Below are 11799 nucleotides of genomic sequence, written 5' to 3' on the forward strand. Positions count from 1 at the left end.
AGGTCTACACTTCGGCCGTTTTACTACACAACCTGGAGAAATACATGAGTCGCTACCAACATACAAAAGGGCAGATAAACGACAACGCCATTGAGGCACTTCTGCATGACCCGCTTTTTCGTCAGCGAGTTGAAAAGAATAAGAAAGGGAAAGGAAGTTACCTGCGGAAAAACAAACATGCAAAAAAGGGCTTTCAGGAGGCCAGTGGCAAGCAAGCGAATCGCTTATTTACCACTGGCCTTCTTACTTTTAAACGCGGCTGTTTTGTTCTTTCAGCAGGTCGCGAATTTCACTGAGTAATACTTCTTCTTTGCTCGGAGCCGGTGGCGCTTTCGGCTCTTCAGCCTGTTTGCGTTTCAGCTTATTAATCACTTTGATTGCCAGGAAGATCGCAAAAGCGACGATAATGAAATCAAACACGTTCTGAATGAATACGCCGTAATGCATCACAACAGCAGGCACGTCGCCCTGTGCTTCACGTAGTGTCAGCGCAAACTGTTTAAAGTCGATGCCGCCAATCAACAATCCCAGCGGTGGCATAATGATGTCGGCCACCAGTGAAGAGACGATTTTACCGAAAGCCGCACCAATAATGACACCGACTGCCAAATCGACAACATTCCCACGCATCGCGAATTCGCGAAACTCTTTTAACATACTCATAATCTTCTCCATGTGCTTTGCGTCACACTAAGTCTAACAACATACCTAACAATTTCCATTTAGGTAAATAAAATAACGAGTCCTGTTAGACCCTTACAATAAAGTGGAAATAAGAAGGGCGCTTATTTAAGCGCCCTGAAGGATTACAGGAAGAAGGGACTGGGCTGGAAGAGTCGCTCGACATCGGTGATGTATTTTTTGTCGGTCAAAAACATAATCACATGGTCGCCTTGCTCAATGCGCAAATTATCATTGGCGATCATGACATCATCTCCACGAACCACCGCGCCGATGATCGTACCCGGCGGCAATTTGATCTCATCAATCACTCGGCCCACCACGCGGGATGTCGTTTCATCGCCGTGAGCCACCGCTTCGATCGCTTCAGCGACGCCGCGGCGCAGGGAAGAAACGCCGACGATATCCGCTTTACGCACATGGCTCAGCAAGGCAGAAATGGTCGCCTGCTGAGGGGAGATGGCGATATCGATAACGCTGCCCTGGACCAGGTCAACATAGGCGCGACGCTGGATCAGCACCATCACCTTTTTTGCACCCATCCGTTTGGCCAGCATCGCTGACATAATGTTGGCTTCATCATCGTTCGTGACGGCGATAAAGAGATCCACTTGATCAATGTGCTCTTCAGCAAGCAGCTCTTGATCCGACGCATCGCCGTAAAAAACGATCGTATTTTGCAATTTCTCGGCAAGTTCCGCAGCGCGCTGCTGATCGCGCTCGATCAATTTGACGCTGTAATCCTTTTCAAGCTGATGCGCCAGTCCGGCTCCGATATTCCCGCCACCGACCAGCATGATCCGCTTATAGGGTTTCTCCAGCCTTTGCAGTTCGCTCATTACCGCGCGAATATGCTGTGATGCGGCAATGAAGAAAACTTCGTCGCCGGCCTCAACTATGGTCGAACCCTGCGGGCGAATTGGCCGGTCATGACGGAAAATCGCCGCCACTCGCGTATCAATATGCGGCATATGCTCGCGCATCGTGGAGAGCGCATTTCCAACCAGCGGCCCGCCGTAATAGGCTTTTACGACCGCGAGGCTCACTTTGCCTTCAGCAAAATTGACCACCTGCAGCGCGCCGGGGTATTCAATCAGGCGATAGATGCTGTCGATAACCAGCTGTTCTGGCGCAATCAGATGATCGATAGGCACGGCTTCGGAATGAAATAACTTATCCGCATCCCGAACATAATCGGGGGAGCGGATGCGCGCGATGCGGTTTGGCGTGTTAAACAGTGAAAACGCCACCTGGCAGGCAACCATATTGGTCTCATCAGAGCTTGTGACCGCGACCAGCATATCTGCATCATCGGCGCCCGCTTCGCGCAGCACGCGCGGGTGTGAACCGTGGCCCTGAACAACGCGGAGATCGAACTTGTCCTGCAGGCTATGCAGGCGATCGCCATTGGTATCGACAACGGTGATGTCGTTATTTTCACCGACCAGGTTTTCAGCCAGCGTGCCGCCGACCTGTCCCGCACCCAGAATAATTATCTTCATCTGCTGTGACCCGTTGTCTCTCTCACTGTTTGATTAGCTTAGCGTAAAAGAAGCCGTCGCCCTCTTCGGCACCCGGCAGCCTCTGCAGGCCTGGCGCCTCCGGTGTTCCGGTCTCGCTGAGTTGCGCATCAGGGGTTCGCTTCAGAAATGCTGCCACCTGATAACTGTTCTCTTGCGGTAAAATCGAGCAGGTTGCGTAAACCAACGTACCGCCGCTTTTTAAATGTGGCCAGATAGCATCAAGGATTTCTGCTTGTAGCTGTGCCAGTTCGGAGATATCACGATCGCGACGCAACCACTTAATATCAGGATGACGGCGGATAACGCCCGTAGCCGAACAAGGTGCATCAATCAATATGCGATCAAACAGTTCATCGCCGCACCACTGCGCGGGGAAGCGACCATCACCCTGTTTCACCTCGGCTTTCATGCCGAGACGTTTCAGGTTGTCATAGACCCGTGACAGACGTTGTTCGTCAACATCAACTGCTAATACGCTAGCCTGCGGTGCCGCCTCAAGAATATGGGTGGTTTTACCGCCTGGCGCGGCGCATAGATCGAGAACACGCTCGCCATTCTGCGGCGCAAGGAAGGTGATGCAACCCTGGGCCGCTGCGTCCTGAACCGTTACCCAGCCTTCGCTGAACCCTGGCAGAGACATTACCGGCGCTGCGTTTTCCAGGCGCACTGCATCCGGGTAATCGCTATGAGTGAAACCCTGCTGCCCGCTCTCTTCGAGCAGTGCCAGCCAGCCATCACGCGTATGGTGCTGGCGATTGACGCGCAGCCACATCGGCGGGCGTTGATTACTGGCTTCAACGATCTCTGACCACTGCTGCGGATAGGCTTGTTGCACACGCTTTAACAGCCATGCCGGGAAAAGGTAACGATTTTCGCTATTGGCGAACTCGGTCAGAAGCTCTTCCTGCTGGCGCTGGAACTGACGCAGCACGCCATTAATCAGCCCTTTCAGCTGGGGGCGTTTGATGACCACTGCGCCTTCAACGGTTTCTGCCAGCGCTGCGTGAGCAGGAATGCGCGTATGCAGCAGTTGGTATAACCCAACCATAATGAGGTAGTGTACCGTCCGCTGTTTGCCTGTCATTGGCCGTGACATGAGCTTATTAATAAGCCAGTCCAGCTGCGGCATAACGCGCAGCACGCCGAAGCAGAGCTCCTGCAGCAGTGCCTTATCTTTATCAGTCACTTTCTGTTGTAACGGCGGCAGGATATTGCTGAGCGATTGCCCTTGTTCAATAACTTGTTCAACTGCCTGCGCAGCCATGCTGCGTAAATTCATCTGTTTTTTCATAACCACAAAAATAAAAATGCCCGGCAGAACCGGGCTTAAATACGAGATCAGGCCAGACGGTTGCCTGGCACAAACCATTCCCGCCGCGAATTCAACAGATCCTGCGCGCTCATCGCTTTTTTACCCGCAGGCTGCAGCGACTCAAGATTCAGTATGCCTTCTGCGGTTGCGACCTGAATCCCGGATTTCGATGCTTCGATAATCGTGCCGGGCTCAGCCTGCGTAGAAGAGGGAAGCACAGAGGCTTTCCATACCTTGACCGGCTGCTCATCAACCATAAACCAGCTCATCGGCCACGGATTGAATGCGCGAATGCAGCGCTCAAGTTGTTCTGCGCTTAAGGACCAGTCCATACGCGCCTCGTCTTTGCTAAGCTTCTCAGCATAGGTGACCAACTCTTCATCCTGCACTTGCGGCTGGGCACTGCCTTGCGCTAATTGTTGCAGCGTTTCGATTAGACCCTGCGGCCCAAGCGCCGCCAGCTTGTCGTACAGCGTGGCGCTGGTATCTTCAGGCGTTACCGGGCACGCCAGTTTATAAAGCATGTCGCCAGTATCGAGACCTACATCCATCTGCATGATGGTGACGCCTGTTTGCGCATCGCCAGCCCATAGCGCACGCTGAATCGGTGCCGCACCGCGCCAGCGCGGGAGCAAGGAGCCATGCACGTTAATGCAGCCAAGACGTGGCATATCGAGCACGGCTTTAGGCAAAATCAGCCCATAAGCGACGACCACCATCACATCAGCCTTCAGTTCGGCGACCAGCTGTTGGTTTTCCGGCTGCCGTAAAGAGGCCGGTTGAAACACGGGCAAGCCTTTCTCTTCCGCCAGCACTTTTACCGGGCTGGGCATCAGTTTTTTACCCCGGCCAGCAGGGCGATCGGGTTGGGTAAAGACCCCTACGATCTCATGTTCAGAAGAGAGCAGCGCGTCAAGATGACGCGCTGCAAAATCAGGAGTGCCGGCAAAAATAATACGTAGAGAATCTGACACGTTTATCCTTTTCTGCCCGCTTAAGCGCGGCCGTTCATACGATCCAGTTTTTCGACTTTCTGACGAATACGCTGGCGTTTCAGCGGAGACAGATAATCGATAAAGAGTTTACCGACCAGATGATCCATTTCATGCTGAATACAAATGGCCAGCAGACCATCCGCTTCGAGTTCAAACGACTTGCCATTACGATCCAGCGCGCGGATTTTCACTTTCTCCGCTCGTGGAACAAGGGCGCGTTGTTCCGGAATAGAGAGGCAACCCTCTTCAATACCCGTTTCGCCGCTCTTCTCAAGCAGTTCCGGGTTGATCAAGACCAGCTGCTCATCGCGATTCTCTGACACATCAATCACGATAATTCGCTGATGAATATCAACCTGCGTTGCCGCGAGACCAATACCCTCTTCGGCGTACATCGTTTCGAACATATCATCAACGATACGTTGAATATCCGCATTCACTTCTTTTACCGGATCGGCGACTTTGCGAAGCCGCTCGTCCGGAATATGTAACACATGCAAAACTGCCATAAATATCCAGAGTTGTGTTCAGGAGTTGTAAAGAATATGCCCTCTATTCTAGACAAATCCCCTGGCGATTGACAGCATCAGTGACCGATCGCAAGGATTGCCGATACGGCTTATGGCAAGGGAGAGGGAATGACATCCACGGAAATTTGGCTACGTCTGATACAGGTTGGCGACCTCTCTGGCGACAAGTGGCTGAGTATCGCGCAGCAGCTGGAGCGAAGCGGTGCGATGACGGCCGCTGACCTGCAGGTTTTAGGCTTAACGGTTGCGCAGACGCGCCGCTTTTTTTCCCTTTCGGCACGGGAACTCGATCGCTGTCTGTCATGGCTGGCTAACCCTCAACATCACATGATTGTGGCCAGCGATGCGGCCTACCCTGAACCACTGCGCGCCATTGCTGATTACCCGGGCGCGCTGTTTGTTAAAGGCGATATCGCGGTATTGAAATCCCAGCAATTAGCCGTCGTGGGTAGCCGCGCGCATTCATGGTATGGCGAGCGTTGGGGGCGCCTCTTTTGTGAATCGCTTGCGCGTGCGGGCTTAACCATTACCAGCGGAATGGCGCTCGGAATTGACAGCGTCGCCCATCGCGCGGCAATAAGCGTTGGAGGGAAAAGCATTGGCGTGCTGGGTAATGGGCTCTTTAGCCTCTATCCGCGCAGACACACTGCCCTTGCTTCCCAGTTGCTGGAGCAGGGTGGGGCGCTGGTTTCCGAGTTTCCATTATCAGCCACCCCGAAGCCGGGGCATTTTCCCCGTCGTAACCGGATTATTAGCGGTCTTAGCCGGGCAGTATTTGTGATCGAGGCCGCATTACGTAGCGGTTCGTTGGTGACGGCCCGGCTCGCGCTTGAGCAAGGGAGAGACGTTTTTGCCTTACCGGGGGCCATTGGTAGCCCCGGCAGCGAGGGGCCGCACTGGCTATTAAAGCAGGGCGCGACGCCCGTTACATCGCCTGAAGAGATCCTCGAACATTTGCAATATGGGCTAAATTGGGTGGCGGAAACACACGAAAATGCAAATTATCCTCCAGAAGGCGAACAGGCGGCATTGCCATTTCCTGAGCTCCTGGCTAACGTAGGAGATGAGGTAACACCTGTTGACGTCGTCGCTGAACGTGCCGGCCAACCTGTGCCAGTGGCAGCTGCTCAATTGCTTGAACTGGAGTTAGCAGGATGGATCGCAGCTGTACCCGGCGGCTATGTCCGATTGAGGAGGGCAAGCCATGTTCGACGTACTAATGTACTTGTTTGAGACTTACATCCATAACGAAGCTGAATTGCGTGTGGATCAGGACAAACTGGAACGGGATCTTACCGACGCCGGATTTGATCGTGAGGATATCTACAACGCGCTTATGTGGCTGGAAAAGCTGGCTGATTATCAGGAAGGCCTCGCCGAACCGATGCAGCTTGCTTCTGATCCACTCTCCTTACGCATCTATACCGCAGAAGAGAGTGAAAGGCTGGATGCCAGTTGCCGGGGATTCCTGTTATTCCTGGAACAGATTCAGGTGCTAAACCTCGAAACACGGGAAATGGTGATTGAGCGTGCGCTGGCGCTGGATAACGCAGAGTTCGAGCTGGAAGATCTTAAATGGGTCATCCTGATGGTGCTCTTTAATATTCCAGGGTGTGAAAACGCCTACCAGCAAATGGAAGAATTACTCTTTGAAGTGAATGAAGGTATGCTGCATTAACTGTTTTTGCAGCTTCAAGAGTTGTTATGACCAAATCAGCACTATTTACTGTGCGTAATAATGAGCCCTGCCCACAATGCGGGGCTGAACTTGTCATTCGCTCCGGGAAACACGGTCCGTTTCTCGGATGCTCTCATTATCCGGAATGCGATTATGTACGTCCCCTGAAAAGTCAGGCAGACGGCCATATCGTTAAAGTTCTGGACGGTCAGTTATGCCCTCTTTGCGGTGCAGAGCTGGTACTACGCCAGGGGCGCTTCGGTATGTTTATCGGATGCAGCCAGTATCCGGCCTGCGAACACACCGAACTGATCGATAAGCCTGATGAAACGGCTATTGGCTGTCCGCAATGCCAGAGCGGGCATCTTGTCCAGCGTCGTTCGCGTTACGGCAAAACCTTCTACTCCTGCGATCGTTATCCTGATTGCCAGTTCGTCATCAATTCCAGACCGGTGGCGGGCGAGTGCCCCGAATGTCACTACCCGTTGCTGACAGAGAAGAAAACCGCGCAGGGCGTTAAATGCTTCTGTGCCAATAAACAATGTGGAAAGCTGCTCCCAGCGGAATAAACTCGTGAAGAATAACCTGCCAAAAGATCCCATCGCCACCATGGTGGAGATCCTGAAAAAAGAAGAAGTCATCGCTTATCCAACAGAAGCCGTTTTCGGCGTCGGTTGCGATCCGGACAGTGAAACCGCTGTGTATCGCCTGCTTGAACTCAAGCAGCGGCCTGTCGAGAAAGGGCTAATACTGATTGCCGCTAATTTTGCGCAGCTGAAACCCTATATTGATGACAGCATGCTGTCTGACACCCAACGTCAGGCAATCTTTGCCTGCTGGCCAGGTCCGGTGACTTTTGTATTTCCGGCAAAACCAACCACGCCGCGCTGGCTCACTGGACGCTTTGATTCCCTTGCCGTGCGTGTCACCGACCATCCGCTGGTGGTTGAGTTGTGCGAGGCTTATGGCAAACCACTGGTATCGACGAGCGCCAACTTATCCGGTCTGCCGCCGTGCAGAACCGCCCAGGAGGTTGTCGCCCAATTCGGACCAGATTTCCCGGTCGTCGATGTACCGACTGGCGGCCGGCAGAATCCCTCCGAAATCCGTGATGCACTCACCGGTGAACTCTTCCGACAGGGGTAAATAGCATGGAACCGTACGTCGTTTTTGGAAATCCTGTCGCGCACAGCAAGTCGCCACTTATACATCAGCAATTCGCCAGCCAGCTGCAAATCGATCACCCCTATGGGAAAGCACTCGCCCCTGTTGATGATTTTGTTAATACGCTAAATGCTTTTTTTGATAAGGGAGGCAAGGGAGCAAATGTCACCGTGCCTTTTAAAGAAGAGGCTTTTGCGCGTGCGGATGAGTTGACGGAACGCGCTGCGCTGGCAGGGGCAGTTAACACCCTTAAACGACTCGATGATGGGCGCCTGCTCGGCGATAACACCGATGGCATCGGGCTCTTAAGCGATCTACAACGGCTGGCATTTATCCGCCCCGGTTCGCGTGTTCTGCTGGTGGGCGCGGGTGGCGCGGCGCGTGGGGTGATCTTGCCCCTCTTATCACTCGATTGTGCTTTAACTATTACCAACCGCACCTGGTCTCGCGCACAAACGTTAGCTGAGCTCTTTGCCCATACCGGAAGCATAGAGGCGGCGGAGATGGAGTCGCTTGTAGAGCGGGAGTTTGATCTCATCATCAATGCGACTTCAAGCGGGATGGGGGGCGATATTCCGGCGCTACCGCAAGCAATTATTCGCCCGCAGACTTACTGCTACGATATGTTTTATCAGAAAGGCAGCACACCGTTCCTGGCCTGGTGCGAAAAGCTTGGCGCCATGAATCGCGCTGACGGCCTCGGGATGCTGGTGGGACAAGCGGCGCATGCTCTGTTTTTATGGCATGGCTTATTGCCAGAAGTTGAACCTGTTATCGCAATGCTTAAACAGGAGCTGGCGAAATGAACCAGGCGATCCAGTTTCCCGATCGCGAAGAGTGGCATGACTCCACACAGGCGATCGTTTTTCCCGCGCTGGTTAACGGCATGCAGATGATGTGTGCAATAAAGGGTTCAGTGCTGGCGCAGCGTTTCGGTGGCAATACGCCAGAGGATTACCTTTCGCTTTTTCGCCAGCATCGCTGGGATCTGGAAGAGGAGGCGGAGCAGTGCATCCGCCGCCAGGAAGAGGACGATCAGGGCGTAATCTGGCTCTCCTGAGTAAGATACTCATCCTTCCATTTCACATAGTTATTGGCCGAGTATTTCAAACCTTCGATTTCGGCCTCCATCAGGGGGCGAATCTGTTTTACCGGGCTGCCCAGATAAAGGTAGCCGCTCTCCAGGCGCTTATTCTGTGGTACCAGGCTGCCTGCGCCAATCATGACCTCATCTTCAATCACGGCTCCATCCAGCACAATTGATCCCATCCCGACCAGCACGCGATGACCGATGGTGCAGCCATGCAGCATTACTTTATGGCCCACCGTGACATCCTCTCCTATAAGCAGTGGATTGCCTTCAGGGTTGTAGGAGGACTTATGCGTAACGTGCAGAACGCTACCGTCCTGAATATTTGTGCGTGCGCCAATCTCTACATAATTGACGTCACCCCGAATCACTACCAGCGGCCAAATGCCGACATCCTCTGCCATTCTTACATCGCCAACGACGACGCTGGTGGGATCAACCATGACGCGTTGACCAATAGTTGGGAAAAGATCCTTATAAGGACGCAGTACAGTAGACATAACACCTCACTTCAATCGGGCCAGAGCTATCACTTTGATCGCGGGATCCGCCTTCTGCAACTGTTTTATGGTGCATAAACTGTGCAGATCGCATGAGATCTCAGCGAAAAGGGTGAAAAAACAGCAGTCGGAAAAAAAGATCGCAAAAAGACTTGTGCTAAAAAATGGGATCCCTATAATGCGCCTCCGTTGACATGACAACGTGAATCACTTCACCAGATAGTCGCTTCAACGGAAGAGAAAAAATCCTGAAATTCAGGGTTGACTCTGAAAGAGGAAAGCGTAATATACGCCACCTCGCGACAGAGCGCTGAAGCGCGTCGCAACTGCTCTTTAACAATTTATCAGACAATCTGTGTGGGCACTCAGGTGACATGGATTCTTAATGTCCTCGGACGATAAATGAATACCAAGTCTCACGGGTGAACACGTAATTCATTACGGTTTAATTCGATGAGCATCAAACTTTAAATTGAAGAGTTTGATCATGGCTCAGATTGAACGCTGGCGGCAGGCCTAACACATGCAAGTCGAACGGTAACAGGAAGCAGCTTGCTGCTTCGCTGACGAGTGGCGGACGGGTGAGTAATGTCTGGGAAACTGCCTGATGGAGGGGGATAACTACTGGAAACGGTAGCTAATACCGCATAACGTCGCAAGACCAAAGAGGGGGACCTTCGGGCCTCTTGCCATCAGATGTGCCCAGATGGGATTAGCTAGTAGGTGGGGTAACGGCTCACCTAGGCGACGATCCCTAGCTGGTCTGAGAGGATGACCAGCCACACTGGAACTGAGACACGGTCCAGACTCCTACGGGAGGCAGCAGTGGGGAATATTGCACAATGGGCGCAAGCCTGATGCAGCCATGCCGCGTGTATGAAGAAGGCCTTCGGGTTGTAAAGTACTTTCAGCGGGGAGGAAGGCGATGTGGTTAATAACCACGTCGATTGACGTTACCCGCAGAAGAAGCACCGGCTAACTCCGTGCCAGCAGCCGCGGTAATACGGAGGGTGCAAGCGTTAATCGGAATTACTGGGCGTAAAGCGCACGCAGGCGGTCTGTCAAGTCGGATGTGAAATCCCCGGGCTCAACCTGGGAACTGCATCCGAAACTGGCAGGCTTGAGTCTCGTAGAGGGGGGTAGAATTCCAGGTGTAGCGGTGAAATGCGTAGAGATCTGGAGGAATACCGGTGGCGAAGGCGGCCCCCTGGACGAAGACTGACGCTCAGGTGCGAAAGCGTGGGGAGCAAACAGGATTAGATACCCTGGTAGTCCACGCCGTAAACGATGTCGACTTGGAGGTTGTGCCCTTGAGGCGTGGCTTCCGGAGCTAACGCGTTAAGTCGACCGCCTGGGGAGTACGGCCGCAAGGTTAAAACTCAAATGAATTGACGGGGGCCCGCACAAGCGGTGGAGCATGTGGTTTAATTCGATGCAACGCGAAGAACCTTACCTGGTCTTGACATCCACAGAACTTTCCAGAGATGGAAAGGTGCCTTCGGGAACTGTGAGACAGGTGCTGCATGGCTGTCGTCAGCTCGTGTTGTGAAATGTTGGGTTAAGTCCCGCAACGAGCGCAACCCTTATCCTTTGTTGCCAGCGGTTAGGCCGGGAACTCAAAGGAGACTGCCAGTGATAAACTGGAGGAAGGTGGGGATGACGTCAAGTCATCATGGCCCTTACGACCAGGGCTACACACGTGCTACAATGGCGCATACAAAGAGAAGCAATCTCGCGAGAGCTAGCGGACCTCATAAAGTGCGTCGTAGTCCGGATTGGAGTCTGCAACTCGACTCCATGAAGTCGGAATCGCTAGTAATCGTGAATCAGAATGTCACGGTGAATACGTTCCCGGGCCTTGTACACACCGCCCGTCACACCATGGGAGTGGGTTGCAAAAGAAGTAGGTAGCTTAACCTTCGGGAGGGCGCTTACCACTTTGTGATTCATGACTGGGGTGAAGTCGTAACAAGGTAACCGTAGGGGAACCTGCGGTTGGATCACCTCCTTACCTTAAAGAACCTTTCCCTGTAGTGTCCACACAGATTGTCTGATGAAAATAAGAGCAGTGAAAATCTCTGCAGGGCTTGTAGTCAGGTGTTAGAGCGCACTGATAGGACTTTGTGGTCCCTTCAGTCACTCAGGCCTACCAAACGCTCCGTGCTTGTTGTGCGAGCTCACATACGTACGTATGCTTCGCTCATCACGCCGCGCCGGAACGAATTCAAGGTACAGAGTTTAACTACGATGGGGCTATAGCTCAGCTGGAGAGCGCCTGCTTTGCACGCAGGAGGTCTGCGGTTCGATCCCGCATAGCTCCACCATC

At 53.0% G+C, this 11799-nt stretch carries 13 protein-coding genes, 1 tRNA gene and 1 rRNA gene; 9 read left to right on the forward strand and 6 right to left on the reverse strand.

Features of this window, described 5'->3' with window-relative positions:
• Nucleotides 1-44: 44 nt before the first annotated feature.
• The gene (locus BWI95_RS09945) at nt 45-296 is read left to right on the forward strand and encodes an alternative ribosome-rescue factor A (RefSeq protein ID WP_076769410.1); all 252 of its coding nucleotides are present in this window, start codon (nt 45-47) and stop codon (nt 294-296) included.
• On the opposite strand, the gene mscL is transcribed toward BWI95_RS09945, so the two are convergent.
• From mscL to def, 5 genes are all read right to left on the reverse strand, one after another.
• The gene (gene mscL, locus BWI95_RS09950; protein ID WP_023479411.1) at nt 250-663 is read right to left on the reverse strand and encodes a large-conductance mechanosensitive channel protein MscL; all 414 of its coding nucleotides are present in this window, start codon (nt 661-663) and stop codon (nt 250-252) included. The two genes, BWI95_RS09945 and mscL, sit on opposite strands and share 47 nt — an antisense overlap.
• Before the next feature lie 143 nt (nt 664-806).
• Entirely contained in the window at nt 807-2183 is a 1377-nt protein-coding gene (gene trkA / locus BWI95_RS09955) for a Trk system potassium transporter TrkA (protein ID WP_023479428.1), read from the reverse strand.
• Between the two features lie 22 nt (nt 2184-2205).
• A complete protein-coding gene (gene rsmB / locus BWI95_RS09960) occupies nt 2206-3495 on the reverse strand; it encodes a 16S rRNA (cytosine(967)-C(5))-methyltransferase RsmB (RefSeq protein ID WP_076770300.1) in 1290 nt (429 codons plus the stop codon).
• Nucleotides 3496-3542: 47 nt separating this feature from the next.
• Nucleotides 3543-4490, reverse strand: coding sequence for a methionyl-tRNA formyltransferase (gene fmt, locus BWI95_RS09965; protein WP_076769411.1), 948 nt, complete (start codon nt 4488-4490; stop codon nt 3543-3545).
• Between the two features lie 20 nt (nt 4491-4510).
• Entirely contained in the window at nt 4511-5020 is a 510-nt protein-coding gene (gene def / locus BWI95_RS09970; RefSeq protein WP_054804496.1) for a peptide deformylase, read from the reverse strand.
• A gap of 129 nt (nt 5021-5149) precedes the next feature.
• Between def and dprA the strand changes: the two genes are divergently transcribed.
• From dprA to BWI95_RS10000, 6 genes are read left to right on the forward strand one after another with little or no spacing between them, the layout of a single operon-like run.
• On the forward strand, nt 5150-6274 hold the full coding sequence (gene dprA, locus BWI95_RS09975) for a DNA-protecting protein DprA (protein WP_076769412.1): 1125 nt from the start codon (nt 5150-5152) through the stop codon (nt 6272-6274).
• Nucleotides 6246-6719 carry a DUF494 family protein Smg gene (gene smg / locus BWI95_RS09980; protein ID WP_023479416.1) on the forward strand — a complete coding sequence of 158 codons (474 nt, stop codon included), beginning with the start codon at nt 6246-6248 and terminating at the stop codon, nt 6717-6719. The genes dprA and smg overlap by 29 nt, the downstream gene beginning before the upstream one ends.
• Before the next feature lie 26 nt (nt 6720-6745).
• Nucleotides 6746-7288, forward strand: a complete 543-nt coding sequence (locus BWI95_RS09985; protein WP_076769413.1) for a DNA topoisomerase family protein — start codon at nt 6746-6748, stop codon at nt 7286-7288.
• Between the two features lie 4 nt (nt 7289-7292).
• Nucleotides 7293-7865 (forward strand): L-threonylcarbamoyladenylate synthase type 1 TsaC, encoded by a 573-nt coding sequence (tsaC, locus tag BWI95_RS09990; RefSeq protein WP_076769414.1) that lies wholly within the window; start codon nt 7293-7295, stop codon nt 7863-7865.
• Nucleotides 7866-7870: 5 nt separating this feature from the next.
• Entirely contained in the window at nt 7871-8689 is an 819-nt protein-coding gene (aroE, locus tag BWI95_RS09995) for a shikimate dehydrogenase (RefSeq protein WP_076769415.1), read from the forward strand.
• Nucleotides 8686-8943: a DUF1488 family protein gene (locus tag BWI95_RS10000; RefSeq protein WP_054804498.1), complete on the forward strand. Its 258-nt coding sequence runs from the start codon at nt 8686-8688 to the stop codon at nt 8941-8943. Before aroE ends, BWI95_RS10000 begins: the two co-directional genes overlap by 4 nt.
• Here the strand turns inward: BWI95_RS10000 and BWI95_RS10005 are convergent.
• A complete protein-coding gene (locus tag BWI95_RS10005) occupies nt 8919-9473 on the reverse strand; it encodes a gamma carbonic anhydrase family protein (RefSeq protein ID WP_054804499.1) in 555 nt (184 codons plus the stop codon). The genes BWI95_RS10000 and BWI95_RS10005 overlap by 25 nt on opposite strands.
• 469 nt (nt 9474-9942) lie before the next feature.
• On the opposite strand from BWI95_RS10005, the gene BWI95_RS10010 reads away from it, so the two are divergent.
• Nucleotides 9943-11484: ribosomal RNA gene (locus tag BWI95_RS10010) — 16S ribosomal RNA — on the forward strand.
• Nucleotides 11485-11722: 238 nt separating this feature from the next.
• Nucleotides 11723-11797, forward strand: a tRNA-Ala gene (locus BWI95_RS10015).
• Nucleotides 11798-11799 lie beyond the last annotated feature (2 nt).

Origin of the sequence: Kosakonia cowanii JCM 10956 = DSM 18146, assembly GCF_001975225.1 — a bacterium.
Classification (GTDB): Bacteria; Pseudomonadota; Gammaproteobacteria; order Enterobacterales; family Enterobacteriaceae; genus Kosakonia; species Kosakonia cowanii.